Annotated in this window: 15 protein-coding genes, 1 other RNA gene and 1 pseudogene; 6 read left to right on the top strand and 11 right to left on the bottom strand. The window is 61.1% G+C overall.

Annotated features, from left to right (window positions below; genetic code table 11):
* Nucleotides 1-140: 140 nt before the first annotated feature.
* Nucleotides 141-3014: an aminomethyl-transferring glycine dehydrogenase gene (gene gcvP, locus QMK51_RS01560; RefSeq protein ID WP_320392969.1), complete on the bottom strand. Its 2874-nt coding sequence runs from the start codon at nucleotides 3012-3014 to the stop codon at nucleotides 141-143.
* Between the two features lie 153 nt (nucleotides 3015-3167).
* Between gcvP and QMK51_RS01555 the strand changes: the two genes are divergently transcribed.
* Nucleotides 3168-4307 carry a DegT/DnrJ/EryC1/StrS aminotransferase family protein gene (locus QMK51_RS01555; protein WP_320392968.1) on the top strand — a complete coding sequence of 380 codons (1140 nt, stop codon included), beginning with the start codon at nucleotides 3168-3170 and terminating at the stop codon, nucleotides 4305-4307.
* 98 nt (nucleotides 4308-4405) lie between these two features.
* Here the strand turns inward: QMK51_RS01555 and gcvH are convergent, their stop codons facing one another.
* The 9 genes and pseudogenes from gcvH to QMK51_RS01510 form a co-directional block, all read right to left on the bottom strand.
* Complete coding sequence (gene gcvH, locus QMK51_RS01550; protein WP_320392967.1) at nucleotides 4406-4789, bottom strand: glycine cleavage system protein GcvH; 384 nt, start codon at nucleotides 4787-4789, stop codon at nucleotides 4406-4408.
* Between the two features lie 50 nt (nucleotides 4790-4839).
* A complete protein-coding gene (gene gcvT, locus QMK51_RS01545) occupies nucleotides 4840-5922 on the bottom strand; it encodes a glycine cleavage system aminomethyltransferase GcvT (RefSeq protein WP_258698573.1) in 1083 nt (360 codons plus the stop codon).
* A gap of 156 nt (nucleotides 5923-6078) precedes the next feature.
* Nucleotides 6079-7695: an iron ABC transporter permease gene (locus QMK51_RS01540; RefSeq protein WP_320392966.1), complete on the bottom strand. Its 1617-nt coding sequence runs from the start codon at nucleotides 7693-7695 to the stop codon at nucleotides 6079-6081.
* A gap of 140 nt (nucleotides 7696-7835) precedes the next feature.
* Nucleotides 7836-8840: an extracellular solute-binding protein gene (locus QMK51_RS01535; protein WP_320392965.1), complete on the bottom strand. Its 1005-nt coding sequence runs from the start codon at nucleotides 8838-8840 to the stop codon at nucleotides 7836-7838.
* A gap of 247 nt (nucleotides 8841-9087) precedes the next feature.
* Nucleotides 9088-10305 (bottom strand): 2-octaprenyl-3-methyl-6-methoxy-1,4-benzoquinol hydroxylase, encoded by a 1218-nt coding sequence (locus tag QMK51_RS01530; protein WP_320394469.1) that lies wholly within the window; start codon nucleotides 10303-10305, stop codon nucleotides 9088-9090.
* A 9-nt stretch (nucleotides 10306-10314) separates the two neighbouring features.
* Nucleotides 10315-10404 (bottom strand): annotated as a pseudogene (locus QMK51_RS01525) (tetrameric acyl-CoA thioesterase); the annotation flags it as partial.
* Between the two features lie 16 nt (nucleotides 10405-10420).
* Nucleotides 10421-11608, bottom strand: coding sequence for a 2-octaprenyl-6-methoxyphenyl hydroxylase (gene ubiH / locus QMK51_RS01520; protein WP_320392964.1), 1188 nt, complete (start codon nucleotides 11606-11608; stop codon nucleotides 10421-10423).
* Complete coding sequence (gene pepP / locus QMK51_RS01515) at nucleotides 11605-12939, bottom strand: Xaa-Pro aminopeptidase (RefSeq protein WP_258698568.1); 1335 nt, start codon at nucleotides 12937-12939, stop codon at nucleotides 11605-11607. Before pepP ends, ubiH begins: the two co-directional genes overlap by 4 nt.
* Before the next feature lie 27 nt (nucleotides 12940-12966).
* Nucleotides 12967-13521, bottom strand: a complete 555-nt coding sequence (locus QMK51_RS01510; protein WP_320392963.1) for a YecA family protein — start codon at nucleotides 13519-13521, stop codon at nucleotides 12967-12969.
* 123 nt (nucleotides 13522-13644) lie between these two features.
* Between QMK51_RS01510 and QMK51_RS01505 the strand changes: the two genes are divergently transcribed.
* The 4 genes from QMK51_RS01505 (at nucleotide 13645) to QMK51_RS01490 (ending at nucleotide 15069) form a co-directional block, all read left to right on the top strand.
* Complete coding sequence (locus QMK51_RS01505) at nucleotides 13645-13854, top strand: TIGR02449 family protein (RefSeq protein WP_007982902.1); 210 nt, start codon at nucleotides 13645-13647, stop codon at nucleotides 13852-13854.
* On the top strand, nucleotides 13851-14168 hold the full coding sequence (locus QMK51_RS01500; protein WP_320392962.1) for a cell division protein ZapA: 318 nt from the start codon (nucleotides 13851-13853) through the stop codon (nucleotides 14166-14168). Before QMK51_RS01505 ends, QMK51_RS01500 begins: the two co-directional genes overlap by 4 nt.
* A 30-nt stretch (nucleotides 14169-14198) precedes the next feature.
* Nucleotides 14199-14378, top strand: a non-coding RNA gene (gene ssrS, locus QMK51_RS01495) — 6S RNA.
* 85 nt (nucleotides 14379-14463) lie between these two features.
* A complete protein-coding gene (locus QMK51_RS01490) occupies nucleotides 14464-15069 on the top strand; it encodes a 5-formyltetrahydrofolate cyclo-ligase (protein ID WP_320392961.1) in 606 nt (201 codons plus the stop codon).
* A gap of 35 nt (nucleotides 15070-15104) precedes the next feature.
* Here QMK51_RS01490 and QMK51_RS01485 read toward each other — a convergent pair whose 3' ends face one another.
* Complete coding sequence (locus QMK51_RS01485; protein ID WP_320392960.1) at nucleotides 15105-15254, bottom strand: hypothetical protein; 150 nt, start codon at nucleotides 15252-15254, stop codon at nucleotides 15105-15107.
* A gap of 194 nt (nucleotides 15255-15448) precedes the next feature.
* Between QMK51_RS01485 and QMK51_RS01480 the strand changes: the two genes are divergently transcribed.
* Nucleotides 15449-15898: an EVE domain-containing protein gene (locus tag QMK51_RS01480; protein ID WP_320392959.1), complete on the top strand. Its 450-nt coding sequence runs from the start codon at nucleotides 15449-15451 to the stop codon at nucleotides 15896-15898.
* Nucleotides 15899-15912: the final 14 nt, after the last annotated feature.

Here is a 15912-nt window from a genome sequence, read left to right as displayed (position 1 = left end):
GGCATTTTTTTGCCTGATGCAAATCCCTGTGGGAGCGAGCCTGCTCGCGATAGCAGTGGATCAGTCGAAACCATCAGTGACTGTTACGCCGCTATCGCGAGCAGGCTCGCTCCCACATTGGGTTTGTGTGTTCCGTGACTTCAGCGATATTCGTCCACCGGCACACACGCGCAAAACAGATTGCGGTCGCCGTAGACATTGTCCACACGGTTCACCACCGGCCAGTACTTATGGGCCTTGGTGTGAGCATCCGGCGTCACCGCCTGCTCGATGCTGTACGGCCGCTCCCAAACCCCGGTGATGTCGGCCAAGGTATGCGGCGAACGCTTCAGCGGGTTGTCCTCCGCCGGCCAGTTGCCATTCTGCACCTCGTTGATTTCCGCGCGAATGCTCAGCATCGCGCCGATAAAACGGTCCAGCTCCGCCTTCGATTCACTCTCGGTAGGCTCGACCATCAACGTCCCCGGCACCGGGAACGACATGGTCGGCGCATGGAAGCCGTAATCCATCAGGCGCTTGGCAACGTCTTCTTCGCTGATCCCGGTCAGCGCCTTGAGCGGCCGCAAGTCGAGAATACATTCATGGGCCACTCGATCGTTGCGCCCGGTGTAGAGCACCGGGAACGCCCCGGACAAATGCTGCGCCAGGTAATTCGCGGCGAGGATCGCCACCTCACTCGCATCCGCCAGTTGCGGCCCCATCATGGCAATGTACATCCAGCTGATGGGCAGAATGCTTGCACTGCCCCAGGGGGCCGCGCTCACCGCACCGTTCTCCGGCAGCGGGCCATCGATCGGCACCACCGGGTGATTGGCGACGAACGGCGCCAGGTGCGCCCGGACGCCAATCGGGCCCATCCCCGGTCCGCCACCGCCGTGGGGAATGCAGAAAGTTTTGTGCAGGTTCATGTGCGACACGTCGGCACCGATGTCTGCCGGCCGCGCCAACCCGACCTGCGCATTAAGGTTGGCGCCATCCATGTACACCTGACCGCCATGGCTGTGGATAACTTCACAGATCTGGCTGATGCCTTCCTCGTAGACCCCGTGGGTCGAAGGATATGTCGCCATCAGGCAGGCGAGTTTGTCCCCCGCCTGCGTGGCCTTTTCCTTCAGATCATCCAGATCGACGTTACCCGCCTCGTCGCACTCGACGATTACCACCCGCATCCCGGCCATTTGCGCCGAGGCCGGGTTGGTGCCGTGGGCCGAGGACGGGATCAGGCAGATATCCCGCGCGCCTTGATGGCGGCTCTCGTGATATTTGCGGATCGCCAGCAACCCGGCGTACTCGCCTTGAGCGCCCGAGTTGGGTTGCATGCAGATCGCATCGAAACCGGTGATTGCGCAGAGCCAACGCTCCAGTTCCTCGATCATCAACGAATAACCCACCACCTGCTCTTTCGGTACGAACGGGTGCAGGTTGGCGAACTGCGGCCAGGTGATCGGGATCATCTCGCTGGTGGCATTGAGCTTCATGGTGCAGGAGCCCAACGGGATCATTGACTGATTGAGCGCCAGGTCTTTGTTTTCCAGCTGCTTGAGGTAACGCAGCATTTCGGTTTCGCTGTGATGAGCGTTGAACACCGGATGACGCAGACAAGGCGTACGGCGCTGCAACTCCGCAGGGATGCCGGACAACAGGACTTCAGCATCCAGTTCGTCGACATTGAGCCCATGGTCGGCACCGAGAAATACATCGAACAGCTTCGCCACGGTGGCTTCGTCACAGGTTTCGTCGAGGCTCAGGCCCAACAGCCCACGACCGAGAGTGCGCAAGTTGATGTGCGCCGCCTGGGCACTTTCGATGATCGCGGTCTGAGTACCACCGACCTCCAGGGTCAGGGTGTCGAAGAAGTGCTGGTTGAGACGAGTGATCCCGTGACGTTCCAGGCCGGCGGCGAGGATGCAGGTCAGTCGATGGACGCGCTGGGCAATCCGTTTGAGCCCTTCCGGGCCGTGGTAGACCGCGTAGAAACTGGCGATATTGGCCAGCAGTACCTGGGCGGTGCAAATGTTGGAGTTGGCCTTCTCCCGGCGAATATGTTGCTCGCGGGTTTGCAGGGCCATGCGCAATGCCACGTTGCCGCGAGCATCTTTCGACACGCCGATGATCCGCCCGGGAATCGCCCGTTTGTATTCATCGCGACTGGCAAAAAACGCCGCGTGCGGGCCGCCGTAGCCCATGGGCACACCGAAGCGCTGTGATGAACCGAACACCACATCGGCGCCCAACTCTCCCGGCGGAGTCAGCAACAGCAGGCTCAGCAGATCGGTCGCCACACAGGCCAGGGCTTGCTGGGCATGCAGATGATCGATCAATGGACGCAGATCGCGTACTTCACCATGGGTGTCGGGATATTGCAGCAGCGCGCCGAACACCTGATGCTGCTTCAAGTTATCCACAGCGTCGATGATCAGGTCGAAACCGAAGCCTTCGGCACGGGTCTGCACCACGGAAATGGTCTGGGGATGGCAATTCTCATCGACGAAAAACAGGTTGCTTCTGGATTTGGCCACGCGTTTGGCCAAGGCCATGGCCTCGGCCGCCGCCGTGGCTTCATCCAGCAGCGAGGCGTTGGCCAGTTCCAGACCGGTCAGGTCGATGGTCAGCTGCTGGAAGTTCAGCAACGCTTCGAGCCGGCCTTGGGCGATCTCCGGTTGATAGGGCGTGTAAGCGGTGTACCAACCGGGATTTTCCAGCACGTTGCGCAGGATGACGGCCGGTGTGAGAGTGCCGTGATAACCCATGCCGATCAGGCTGGTCCAGACCTGGTTCTGTTCGGCGTAGCTGCGCAATTTGGCTAGCGCGGCTTCTTCATCGAGGGCGGGCGGCAGGTCCAGCGGTCGGTTGAGGCGAATTCCCGGCGGCACCGTCTGCTCGATCAACTCGACGCGGCTGCCAAGGCCGAGACTGTCGAGCATCGCCTGCTGCTCGGCGGCATCGGGCCCGAGGTGGCGGCGCAGGAAAGCATTGGGGTCGCGTAACTGACTCAAGGACGGCAACTGGGACATGACGGGCTCTCTCTTGACTGGCGCTCAGCGTCGATGCGATACGGTCAAACCAGCATAGCAGTCGATACCCGCACGGATGGCGTGGCGCCGTTGGTCAATCCGGATCATCATGCTCGGCGCCTACAAACGTTCGCTGATCAGGTATCTGCATTTATGAGCCAACTGTCTTTCCTGCCCTTCTCCAAACCCACCATCGATGAAGCCACGATTGCCGCTGTCGGCGATGTGCTGCGCTCGGGCTGGATTACCAGCGGCCCCAAGGTGCAGGCTTTTGAAGCGCAACTCTCGGAATATTTTGGCGGGCGCCTGGTGCGTACGTTCAATTCCGGCACCTGTACCATGGAGATCGCGTTGCGTATTGCCGGAGTCGGGCCGGGCGATGAAGTGATCACCACGCCGATTTCCTGGGTGGCCACCGCCAACGTGATTCTGGAAGTTGGCGCTACGCCCGTGTTTGCCGACATCGACCCGGTCACCCGCAATATCGACCTGGCTCAGCTTGAAGCGGCGATTACCCCGCGCACCAAAGCCATCATCCCGGTGTTTCTCGCGGGACTGCCCGTGGACATGACGCGCCTTTACGCGCTGGCAAAAAAGCACGGTTTGCGAGTAGTGGAAGACGCGGCCCAAGCATTGGGTTCGAGCTGGAACGGGCAGCGAATCGGTGCGACTGGCGATTTCGTGTCCTTCAGTTTCCAGGCGAACAAGAACGTCACCTGCTCAGAGGGCGGTTGCCTGGTGCTGAACAATGCCGAGGAAGTGCGGTTGGCGGAAAAGTACCGCTTGCAGGGCGTCACCCGCAGCGGTTTCGATGGGCTGGACGTTGATGTGCTGGGCGGCAAGTTCAACATGACCGATGTCGCGGCGGCCATTGGCCTGGGGCAGTTTGCCCACATCGAGGCGATCACCGCTCATCGTCGTGAGCTGGCCAAACATTACTTCGCCTGCTTTGGCGAGGACTTCGAAGCGCAATACGGGGCTCAACTGCCCCCTGCGGACTTCGAGAACAGCAATTGGCATTTGTTCCAGCTGGTGCTCCCGGAACGCCAGGATGGCAAACCGGCACGGGCCACGTTCATGGAGCAGATGCAGGCACTGGGGGTTGGTATCGGCTATCACTACCCGCCGATCCACCTGCTGAGTCTTTACCGCGAACGCGGGTTCAAGGAAGGCATGTTCCCGGTAGCCGAACGGGTCGGACGACTGATCGTCTCGCTACCGATGTTCACGACCATGGATAAAGCGGATGTCGAGCGTTCGGTGGCAGCGGTGAAAGCCGTTCTAAAGCCGTAGAACCTGTGGGAGCGAGCCTGCTCGCGAAGTGGGCGTGTCAGTTGGCATAAATGTTTGCTGACACACCGCTTTCGCGAGCAGGCTCGCTCCCACATGAATTACTCGCCGATAGCGGCCTTGTAGGCCATCGCGTCGAGCAGGTTGTTCAGCTCAGAGGTATCGCTTGGCTCCAGTTTGAAGAACCAGCTGTCATAGGGCGCGCTGTTGACCAGTTCCGGGCTGTTGGCCAGCTCTTCATTAACGGCAATGACTGTGCCGGAGACTGGCGAGTAGATATCCGACGCGGCCTTGACCGACTCGACGACACCCGCAGCCTCACCGGCAGCGAACACTTTGCCGATTTCCGGTAGCTCAACGAACACTACATCACCCAAGGCTTCCTGAGCATGGTCTGAAATACCCACTTTCACGCCGCCATCATGGTCTAGACGGGCCCATTCGTGACTTTCGGCAAAACGCAGGTCGACAGGGATTTCGCTCATGTTCTGTGTCCTCAAGAAAAATGTCAGCGGTCATTGCCCGCCAAAAAAAGTTAGATCAAGGTTTTGCCGTGGCGTACGAAGGTCGGTTTGACCACTCGGACCGGGTACCACTTGCCACGGATTTCCACTTCAGCGCGGTCGGCGGTGGCCACCGGCACGCGCGCCAGTGCAATCGACTTGCTAAGCGTAGGAGAGAAACTACCACTGGTGATCTCCCCTTCGCCAACATCGGCGATGCGAACCACCTGATGAGCACGCAAAACCCCACGTTCCTCAAGGACCAGACCGACCAGTTTGTGCTGCACGCCACTGGCCTGTTCGGCTTCCAGAGCAGTACGACCGATGAACTGGCGCGTGGCCGGCTCCCAGGCAATGCTCCAGGCCATGTTGGAGGCCAACGGCGAAACCTCTTGATGAATGTCCTGACCGTACAGATTCATGCCGGCTTCGACCCGCAAGGTATCCCGCGCGCCGAGACCGATCGGGGATATGCCCGCGCCCACCAGATCGTTGAAGAACCCCGGCGCCTGATCGGCCGGCAGCACGATTTCCAGACCATCCTCACCGGTGTAACCGGTGCGCGCAATGAACCAGTCACCGTCGGTCTGCCCCTCGAAATATTTGAGTTGCTGGATCAACGTGCTACGGGACTGCGTCACCAGTTCGGCAATCTTGTGCCGGGCGTGAGGCCCTTGAATGGCCAGCATCGCCAACTCGGAGCGCTCGTTGAGCTGCACATCGAAGTCGCCGAGATGAGCCTGCATCCAGGCCAGGTCCTGGTTGCGGGTGGAGGCGTTGACCACCAGCCGATAGCCGTCATCGAGGCGATAGACGATCATGTCGTCGACGATACCGCCGTGCTCGTTGAGCATGGCGCTGTACAAGGCACGGCCGGGGCTGTGCAGGCGTTCGACGTCATTGGCCAGCAAATATTGCAGCCAGGCCTTGGCCTGGGGGCCGTCGACATCGATCACGGTCATGTGGGATACATCGAATACCCCGCAATCGCGGCGCACCTGATGGTGTTCCTCGACCTGCGAGCCGTAATGCAGAGGCATATCCCAACCGCCAAAATCGACCATCTTCGCGCCGAGGGCGAGATGAAGGTCATACAGAGGCGTGCGCTGTCCCATGGGTTTCTCCTTCCGGGCGTGGCGAAGGTGCGGACAGACGCTGTACGGGGTGAAACGCCTTGAAATAAAGGCTTTCAGCCGATTTCAGCGAACCGGTCTCAAAGACGGACCGCACCGAATGCCGCGCATTGTAGCCGCAAGGTGTAGGACTGGCACCTAGCTGTTTCGATGCGCCGAACGCCGGATCAATCCGATGACCGGCAACAGCCCGACCAAAACCAGGGTCAGTGCCGGCAACGAGGCCCTGGCCCACTCACCTTCGCTGGTCATTTCAAAGATCCGCACCGCCAGCGTGTCCCAGCCAAACGGGCGCATCAGCAGGGTTGCGGGCATTTCCTTGAGCACGTCGACGAACACCAGCAACGCCGCGCTCAACGTGCCCGGCAGCAGCAGCGGCAGATACACTTTGAAAAACAGTCTTGGCCCACTGACGCCAAGGCTACGTGCTGCTTCGGGCAAAGAGGGTCGTATTCGCGCCAGGCTGCTTTCCAGCGGGCCATAAGCCACGGCGATGAATCGCACCAGATAGGCCAGCAACAACGCCGACAGGCTGCCCAGCAGCAACGGCTTGCCCGCGCCGCCAAGCCAGCCCGACAACGGAACCACCAGTTCGCGATCCAGGTAACTGAACGCCAGCATGATCGATACCGCCAACACCGAGCCCGGCAAGGCATAGCCAAGGTTGGCCAGGCTGATGCCGGAACGGATCGCCCGGGTCGGCGCCAATCGACGGGCAAAGGCCAGCACCAGTGCGACACTGACGGTGATCAGCGCCGCCACGCCGCCCAGGTAAAGGGTATGGACGATCAATCCGGCATAACGCTCATCCAGATCGAAGCGCCCGCGTTGCCAGAACCACACCACCAGTTGCAGCACGGGAATGACGAAGGCGCAGGCGAACACCAGACCACACCAGCTCATGGCCGCCAGTGCCTTGACTCCGCGCAGGTGATACAACGCCTTGACCCGCGGCCGCTCGTTACTCGCCCGATTGGCCCCACGGGCGCGACGCTCGCCATACAGCACGACCATCACCACCAACAGCAACAGACTGGCCAGTTGCGCGGCGGTGGAGAGACTGAAAAATCCGTACCAGGTCTTGTAGATGGCGGTGGTGAACGTATCGAAGTTGAACACCGACACCGCACCGAAATCCGCCAGGGTTTCCATCAGCGCCAACGCCACCCCCGCGCCGATGGCCGGACGTGCCATCGGCAACGCAACTCGCCAGAACGCCTGCCACGGGGATTGCCCAAGGACTCGCGCCGCTTCCATCAACCCCTTGCCCTGGGCCAGAAACGCGGTGCGCGCCAACAGGTAAACATAGGGATAGAAGACCAGCACCAGCACCAGAACCACTCCGCCGGTGGAGCGCACTCGCGGCAGCCTCAAACCACTGCCGAACCATTCGCGCAGCAGGGTTTGCACCGGGCCGGCGAAATCCAGCAGGCCGACGAAGACGAAGGCCAGCACGTAAGCAGGAATCGCGAATGGCAGCATCAACGCCCAGTCCAGCCACCGCCGCCCCGGGAACTCACAGAGGCTGGTGAGCCAGGCCAGGCTGACGCCCAGCAGTGTTACACCGAAGCCAACGCCGAGTACCAAAGTGAGGGTATTGCCCAGCAGTCGCGGCATCTGGGTGTCCCACAGGTGGGACCAGATCTGCTGATCGATGGTTTGCCAGGAGAGAAGCAGGACGCTCAGGGGCAGCAGGACCAGCGCAGCGATGGCGAAGACCAGGGGATACCAGCGGCGTTGGGCGGGGTGGGCCAAGGAAAAGCTCTCGGGTAAATCAACGAAGTGTAGGGAATACGCAAAAAGATCGCAGCCTGCGGCAGCTCCTACCGGGTGTACATCATCCCAATGTAGGAGCGGCCGAAGGCTGCGATCTTTTGATCTTTAAAACAACAGACTCAGTTCCAGCCGACCCGATCCATCATCCGAATCGCTTCAGCCTGGCGCTTGCCGGCGATTTCCACCGGCAAGGTGTCGGCCACGAACTTGCCCCAACTCGCGACTTCCGCTGAAGGCTGAACGGCAGGGTTGGCCGGGAACTCCTGGTTCACGTCAGCGAAAATCTTTTGCGCTTCAGGCGTGGTCATCCACTCCACCAAAGCCTTGGCGGCTTCCGGGTGCGGCGCGTGCTTGGTCAGGCCAATGCCCGACAGGTTCACGTGTACGCCCCGGTCGCCCTGATTCGGCCAGAACAGCTTCACCGGCAGGTCTGGCTTCTGTTTGTGCAGGCGGCCGTAGTAGTAAGTGTTGACGATGCCGACGTCGCACTGACCGGCGTTGATCGCTTCCAGTACCGCGATGTCGTCGGAGAACACGTCGGTGGACAGGTTGTTGACCCAGCCCTTGAGGATTTTCTCGGTTTTCTCGGCGCCATGGACTTCGATCATGGTGGCGGTCAGGGACTGGTTGTAGACCTTCTTCGCCGTGCGCAGGCACAGGCGGCCTTCCCACTGTTTGTCGGCCAGCGCTTCGTAGGTGGTCAGCTCACCGGGTTTTACCCGGTCGGTGGAGTAGGCGATGGTCCGTGCCCGCAGGCTCAGACCGGTCCAGGCATGGGAAGAAGCGCGGTATTGCAGCGGGATGTTGGCGTCGATCACCGTGGACGTGAACGGCTGGAGAATGCCCATCTGCTCGGCCTGCCAGAGGTTGCCGGCATCGACGGTCAGCAGCAGGTCGGCGGTGGCGTTTTCGCCCTCGGCCTTGATCCGCTGCATCAGCGGCGCTTCCTTGTCGGTGATGAACTTCACCTGCACGCCGGTCTTTTGGGTGTAGGCATCGAAGACCGGTTTGATCAGTTCATCGATACGCGAGGAGTAAACCACCACCTCGTCGGCGGCCTGGGCGGCGGCGCTGCCAATCAGGGTCAGGGCCAGTGCGGTCAGTAGACGCTTGGGTGCCAACATGGAAGCGGTCTCTCGAAAGGGGAAGTGATGCCAAATGATAAGGACTCACATTTCGCTTCTCAATCGAACAGTGGGTGGAGGCGTTACCAGATGTTGCACAGCTAGGGACATGAGGTGTCTGATCTGCCGCCATCGCGGGCAAGCCCGCTCCCACAGGTATTCAGGTGTTAATGCATGATGTGTGAGCCCTGAAGATCCTGTGGGAGCGGGCTTGCCCGCGATGGGGCCAGTTACCGCAGCGAAGATCTCAAGCCTTGGCAAGCGCCGGCAAATCCCCGATCAACCCAAGCGCTTCGCGCACGAACAACGCCTTGGCCTCGGGCATCTGATCGACCATCTTCAACCCGGCATTGCGCAACCAGCGCACCGGCAACGGATCGGCCTGGAACAAGCGCTCGAACCCTTCCATCGCCGCCATCAACGCCAGGTTGTGGGGCATGCGCCGACGCTCGTAGCGACTGAGCACTTTCACATCCGCCAACCGCTCACCGCGCGCGGCCGCTTGCAGCAGCACTTCGGCCAGCACCGCGGCATCGAGGAAACCGAGGTTCACGCCCTGCCCGGCCAACGGATGGATGGTGTGGGCCGCGTCACCGATCAGCGCCAGGCCTTCGGCCACGTAACGCTTGGCATGACGCTGACGCAGCGGCACGCACAGGCGCGGGTCGACGCTGAGTACCGTGCCGAGGCAGCCTTCAAAGGCCCGCTCCAGCGCCTTGCAGAAGCCTTCGTCGTCCAGCGCCATCAGGCGTTCGGCTTCGCTCGGCGTGGTCGACCAGACGATCGAGCACCAATCCTGCTGGCCGTCCCGTTCCAGTGGCAAAAACGCCAGCGGGCCGTTGTCGGTGAAACGCTGCCAGGCGGTCATTTGATGAGGTTTGGAACTGCGCACACTGGTGACGATCGCGTGGTGCAGGTAATCCCACTCGCGGGTCGCGACGCCGGTCAGGCGCCGCACCGCCGAGTTGGCGCCATCCGCCGCGATCACCAACGGCGCCCGCAAGGTACGGCCATCGGCCAGGGTCAGCAGCCAGTCGTCACCGGAGCGGCGCATCTGCTCCAGACGCGCATTGGCCAGCATCCCGAGATCGCAGTCGTGCAGTCGATCGAGCAAGGCGTCCTGGACCACGCGGTTCTCGATGATATGCCCGAGCACGTCGGCATGTACGCTGGTCGCCGAGAAATGGATCTGCCCAGTGCCGCTGCCGTCCCAGACGTGCATGTCGGTGTAGGGGCTGCTGCGTCGATTGGCGATGCCGTCCCAGACGCCCAGGCGTTCGAGTATGCGTTGGCTGGCCGCCGACAGGGCGCTTACTCGCGGTTCGAACGGCGCTTGCCCATCGAAGGGTTTGACGCTCAGGGGGCTACCGTCCAGCAGCAGGACTTCGAGCCCACTGTTCTGTAACGCCAGCGCCAGGGCACTGCCGACCATTCCGGCCCCGACAATCAGCAGATCTGCGCGCATTTCCATGCTTTAGGCCTGTCTCGCTTGCGGCTTGAGCCGCACGTAAAGGGTTTTCTCGACGCACGCCACCAAGGTGCCTGCGCCGTCGTGAATATCGACTGGGTTCGCCAGCCACTCAAACATCGGGACGCGTACCCAGGCCCATGGCCTGCCGGGCGAACCAGCGCTTGGCCGGCGGCAGCAGATCGAGGCCGAGCAGGCCGATGTTGCGGCCCAGGGAAACCAGCGGCTGGGTACTGCCGAACAACCGGGTGACCTGATCGGAGAAACCCACGGTCAGGTTCTGGTCCAGACGCTGGCGCTCACGGTAGGCCTGCAAGGTGGCGAAGTCGCCGGGCGCTGTCTCGCTGCCCAACAAGGTGTCGGCCAAGGCCTGGGCATCGCGCAGGGACAGGTTGAAGCCTTGTCCGGCAATCGGATGCAGGCTGTGAGCGGCGTTGCCGAGGATCGCCAGATGCGGGCGGACTTGTTCCTCGGCTTCGATCAGCGACAGCGGATACAAATTCCGTGCGCCGACCTGTTTCAGGGTGCCCAGGCGATAACCGAAGACGCCCTGCAACTCGCTGAGAAAGCTGCGCTCATCGAGGGCCGCCAGCCGTTGCGCGTCCATGCCCAGACGGGTCCAGACCAAGGCGCAGCGATTGTCCGGCAGCGGCAGCAAGGCCATCGGGCCATCGTCGGTAAAACGCTCGAAGGCCATGCCGTTGTGGGCTTCGCTCGGGGTGATGTTGGCGATCAGCGCGCTCTGGTTGTAAGGGCGTTTTTTGATACCGATCCCCAGTTGTTCACGCAGCCCCGAACGCCCGCCATCGGCCAGCACCGCGAGGTCGCACTCCAGCAGGGTTTCATCGTTGAGGGTCAGGCGATAGCCATCGGTCAGCGGTTCCATGCCGGTGACTTCCGCCGGGCAACGCCAACTGATCACGTCCTTGTCCAGACCTTGCCAGAGGCATTGGCCGAGCCAGGCGTTTTCCACCACATAACCCAGCGCCGGAACGCCCTCTTCCATTGCCGACAGTCGTGCGGTGGAGAAACGCCCACGGTCGGAGACATGAATCTGTTTGATCGGCTCGGCGCGGCGGGAGATTTCCTGCCACACACCCAACCGTTGATAAATCTGCCGGGCGCCAAAGGACAGCGCCGAAGAACGGGCGTCATAGCTTGGCTGGTACGTGTCGCCGGGGGCAAACGGTTCGATCAGCATGATCTTCCAGCCACGGGCCTTGGCCCCGGCCTGCAACGCCAACGCCAGACTGGCGCCAACCAGGCCACCGCCGATGATTGCCAGATTGACTCGATTCATGCCGCTTGTGTCCGTGCAGCGGCCATCAAGGCCTCGATCTCGGCGACCGTTTTCGGCACGCCATCAGTCAGGATTTCACAACCGGTTTTGGTGACCACCACGTCGTCCTCGATACGCACGCCAATGCCGCGCCATTTCTTCGCCACGTTCTGGTTGTCCGCAGCAATGTAGATGCCCGGCTCCACCGTCAGCGCCATGCCGACTTCCAGCACGCGCCATTCACCGCCGACCTTGTACTCGCCAACGTCATGCACATCCATGCCCAGCCAGTGGCCGGCGCGGTGCATGTAAAACGCCTTGTAGGCTTCGCTGGCGATCAGTTCGTCGACATCGCCCTGCAACAGGCCCAATTTCACCAACCCGGCGGTAATCACCCGGACCGTGGCTTCGTGCGCCTGATTCCAGTGTTTGTTCGGCGCGATTTCGGCAAACGCCGCTTCCTGGGAAGCCAGCACCAACTCGTAGATCGCCTTCTGTTCCGGTGAATACTTGCCGTTGACCGGCCAGGTGCGGGTGATATCGCTGGCGTAGCAGTCGATCTCGCAACCGGCGTCGATCAGCACCAGATCGCCGTCCTTGAGCACCGCGTCATTCTGCTGGTAATGCAGGATGCAGCTGTTGCGCCCAGCGGCGACGATCGAACCGTAGGCCGGCATCTTCGCCCCACCCTTGCGGAATTCGTAATCCAACTCGGCTTCGAGGCTGAATTCATGCAAACCGGCGCGGCTGGCCTGCATCGCACGAATATGGGCTTGAGCGGAAATCCGCGCGGCTTCGCGCATCACCTTCACTTCTGCCGCCGATTTATACAGGCGCATGTCATGAAGCAGATGATCCAGGGCAACGAACTCGTTCGGCGGCTGGGCGCCGAGGTTCGCCTTGGAGCGGATCACGTTGATCCAGTCCATAAGGTGTCGATCGAACTCCGGGTTGCTGCCCATGGCCGTATACACCCGGTCACGGCCTTCGATCAGGCCCGGCAGGATGTCGTCGATGTCGGAGATCGGGAAAGCGTCGTCAGCGCCGAAATCGCGGATCGCGCCTTCCTGACCGGCGCGCAAACCGTCCCACAATTCACGCTCGGGATTACGCTCACGGCAAAACAGCACGTATTGGCCATGTTCGCGACCCGGCATTAGCACGATAACGGCCTGAGGCTCGGGAAACCCGCTGAGGTACTGGAAGTCACTGTCCTGACGGTAGACGTGCTCGACGTCGCGGTTGCGGATGGCAACCGCGGCAGCGGGCAGAATGGCGATGCTGTTGGGTTCCATCTGCGCCATCAGGGCCTTGCGGCGACGGCTGTATTCCGATTTCGGGATATGAATCATGGGCAGATGGCTTTCCCTGGCACGCGATTAATGCAACGACGGTTTGGCAGCCGCTTCGTCGGTTTTCTTGGTTTCGGTGAACAGCAACAGCGGCGCGACGCGCAGGTACTCCATGACTTCCATGTAGTCGCTTTCGCCGTCGTCGGACTCTTCCAGGGCGTCTTGCACCTGGGCGATGGCGGCCAGATCCTGCAGCACTTCGGTGGCTTCAGTGCTCAGGGCATATTCGCGACGGGTCAGACCGAAGCCGGTGAGGAAGCCCTGGCACCACTGGCCCAGCGCGGCCGCACGCTCGGTGAGCGGCGCGTCGTCGGTCGGCAGCAGCAGAACCACGGTCATGTCGTCGCTGGTCAGCTCGCCCTTGACCATCTCTTGCAGGCCGATCAAGGCGTTGCGAACGTTGTCTTGCGGCTCGCCTTCGAGCAGCTCGGCGGCGTCGGCCAGCCAGCTGTCGGCATCGAAACCGGCACCGGCGCAACTGCGGCCGAGCAACAGGCCGTGCAGTTCGGCAGGCGAGACGGGATGGCCGCTGGTGCTCAGCAGGGTGGCAAAGGCTTGGTACGGAGAATTCTGAATGGGCATGGGCAGCTAGGCGCCAGACGGCGCTATGTCTAGAATGAAGGCCTTGTATCCTACATCGACAGACTCGCCAAGACTATTAAAGGCTGTCCGCCCGCTACCATCCATCAGACCCCAGTGGACCCAATGGAAGACACCGACCTGCAAGCGCTGATGGCCAGACTCGAACTGCTAATTACTCGAGTCGAGCAACTAAAGAGTCAGAATGGACTCCTATTAGCTCAGGAAAAGACCTGGCGCGAGGAACGCGCGCACCTCATTGAAAAAAATGAAATCGCCCGGCGTAAGGTCGAATCGATGATTTCGCGCCTCAAGGCCCTGGAGCAAGACTCATGAGTTCAAGCAATAGCGTTACCGTGCAGATCCTCGACAAAGAATATTCGATCATCTGCCCCCAGGAAGAGCGCAGCAACCTGATCAGCGCCGCCCGTTACCTGGACGGCAAGATGCGCGAAATCCGCAGCAGCGGCAAAGTCATCGGCGCCGACCGCATCGCGGTGATGGCCGCGCTGAACATTACGCACGATCTCCTGCACAAGGAAGAACGCCCGGATGTGCAGGCCAGCAGCTCGACCCGAGAGCAGGTTCGCGACCTGCTGGACCGCGTCGATCTGGTGCTGTCGACCGATCCGGATATCACCAAGGGCTGAAACGCGAGACCGCTTGGGGTATACTCGCATCACTCCCTGGGGTGCTTGCCAGTTGACGACGTCCCTGAGCCGATTCGCACTACCCCTGGAGGTTGCACGTTGGGCTGGTGTGCATGTCCGCTAGACGGAAAGCCTTAAAGCCTACTGCATCTTCCACCTTGAACTTTCGGGTTCAAGGGCTAAGTCGACAGCGGTTCATCCGGGGAGCCTGATTTCAGTCCGATGCCGGTTTTCATACCGGCATCGGCTTTTTTACGGGTACGCTTTAGTACTCGCACATCCGAAGCCCGAATCCATGACCGAACCTGCGCTGCTGCCCCGCCCGCAACTTCGACGCATGCTGCGCAAGGCCCGCCGCGCACTGACTCCCAGTCAGCAGCGCCAGGCCGCTCGCGGGCTGTATAAGCAATTGGCCCAGCACCCGCTGTTCCGCCGCGCCAAACACATATCTCTGTACTTGCCCACCGACGGTGAAATCGATCCGCGCCTGCTGATGCGTGCCGCGCAACGTCGGGGCAAGGCGACGTATCTGCCGGTGCTCAGTGCCTGGCCGCGAACCAAAATGGTGTTCCAGCGGATTCGTCCCGGCGAAAAGCTCAAACCCAACCGCTTCCGTATCCCCGAACCACGGCACAACATCGCCCGACAACGCAAGGTCTGGGCGCTGGATCTGGTGTTGTTGCCGCTGGTGGGGTTTGACGATGTCGGCGGGCGCCTGGGAATGGGCGGTGGTTTCTACGATCGGAGCCTGGCGTACCTGGCGCGCCGTAAAAATTGGCGCAAGCCGACGCTATTGGGCCTGGCCCATGAATGTCAGAAGGTTCAACGATTGGCTCAGGCGAGCTGGGATGTGCCGCTGCAGGGAACGGTCACGGACAAGGCGTGGTATCTCGCGGGCTAGACGCCACTGAAATCAGCGGCGTCCAAAAGACCAGTTCAGCGCTTGAAGGCCGACGGCTGTTGCTGCGCGATCTCGACGGGAGCATCGGCCTTGTTGGCCCACAGGCTTTGGGCATAGCCGGTGGTCACGACGCCCAAACCGAACAAAATAACCAATATCCATAGTAAATCCGGTTTGCGTTTCATCGATTGCCCCCCAAAGGCATATCAACACGATGACAGCAGCGGTTTCCGTTGTAGGCCGTGCAGCAGCGTCAAGCTTAGAAGGCCGGCATTTTGCGACAACGTGAACCCACACGCAAACGCTGGCGTCAACCGACTGTCGGTTTGTCATAAAATTGCCCGACAAGTTTGCCACTACCTCGCAAGGAGCAAAAAACATGGCCTATTGGCTGATGAAATCCGAGCCGGACGAGTTCTCTATCCAAGATCTGGAGAAGCTTGGCCGAGCGCGCTGGGACGGGGTTCGTAACTATCAGGCGCGGAATTTTCTGCGAACCATGGCGGTGGGGGATGAGTTCTTTTTCTACCATTCCAGCTGCCCTGAGCCAGGGATTGCCGGGATCGGCAAGATTGTCGAGGCGGCGTACCCGGACCCGACGGCACTGGAGCCGGAGAGTCATTACTTCGACCCGAAAGCCACCCAGGAGAAAAACGCCTGGAGCGCGATCGATGTTGCTCACGTCAAAACGTTTCCCAGCGTTCTGAAGCTGGACTATCTGAAGCAGCAAGCGGCGCTGGCGCAGATGCCACTGGTACAGAAAGGTTCGCGACTGTCGGTGATGCCGGTGACGGCCGAGCAATGGGCTGCGGTGCTTGGTCTGCGCTAAATAAAGCAGAACCG

The sequence above is a fragment of the Pseudomonas sp. P9_31 genome (assembly GCF_034008235.1).
GTDB lineage: Bacteria > Pseudomonadota > Gammaproteobacteria > Pseudomonadales > Pseudomonadaceae > Aquipseudomonas.
The sequence above is the reverse complement of the archived record's forward strand: the minus strand, read 5'-3'. Positions and strand labels throughout refer to the sequence as shown.

What these genes read in the sequence shown, in the direction of transcription:
- pepP (WP_258698568.1), bottom strand. Translation starts at nt 12,939, where the DNA reads ATGATTCATATCCCGAAATCGGAATACAGCCGTCGCCGCAAGGCCCTG.
- QMK51_RS01485 (WP_320392960.1), bottom strand. Translation starts at nt 15,254, where the DNA reads ATGAAACGCAAACCGGATTTACTATGGATATTGGTTATTTTGTTCGGT.
- gcvP (WP_320392969.1), bottom strand. Translation starts at nt 3,014, where the DNA reads ATGTCCCAGTTGCCGTCCTTGAGTCAGTTACGCGACCCCAATGCTTTC.
- QMK51_RS01555 (WP_320392968.1), top strand. Translation starts at nt 3,168, where the DNA reads ATGAGCCAACTGTCTTTCCTGCCCTTCTCCAAACCCACCATCGATGAA.
- QMK51_RS01530 (WP_320394469.1), bottom strand. Translation starts at nt 10,305, where the DNA reads ATGCGCGCAGATCTGCTGATTGTCGGGGCCGGAATGGTCGGCAGTGCC.
- gcvT (WP_258698573.1), bottom strand. Translation starts at nt 5,922, where the DNA reads ATGGGACAGCGCACGCCTCTGTATGACCTTCATCTCGCCCTCGGCGCG.
- gcvH (WP_320392967.1), bottom strand. Translation starts at nt 4,789, where the DNA reads ATGAGCGAAATCCCTGTCGACCTGCGTTTTGCCGAAAGTCACGAATGG.
- QMK51_RS01535 (WP_320392965.1), bottom strand. Translation starts at nt 8,840, where the DNA reads ATGTTGGCACCCAAGCGTCTACTGACCGCACTGGCCCTGACCCTGATT.
- ubiH (WP_320392964.1), bottom strand. Translation starts at nt 11,608, where the DNA reads ATGAATCGAGTCAATCTGGCAATCATCGGCGGTGGCCTGGTTGGCGCC.
- QMK51_RS01480 (WP_320392959.1), top strand. Translation starts at nt 15,449, where the DNA reads ATGGCCTATTGGCTGATGAAATCCGAGCCGGACGAGTTCTCTATCCAA.
- QMK51_RS01490 (WP_320392961.1), top strand. Translation starts at nt 14,464, where the DNA reads ATGACCGAACCTGCGCTGCTGCCCCGCCCGCAACTTCGACGCATGCTG.
- QMK51_RS01500 (WP_320392962.1), top strand. Translation starts at nt 13,851, where the DNA reads ATGAGTTCAAGCAATAGCGTTACCGTGCAGATCCTCGACAAAGAATAT.
- QMK51_RS01510 (WP_320392963.1), bottom strand. Translation starts at nt 13,521, where the DNA reads ATGCCCATTCAGAATTCTCCGTACCAAGCCTTTGCCACCCTGCTGAGC.
- QMK51_RS01505 (WP_007982902.1), top strand. Translation starts at nt 13,645, where the DNA reads ATGGAAGACACCGACCTGCAAGCGCTGATGGCCAGACTCGAACTGCTA.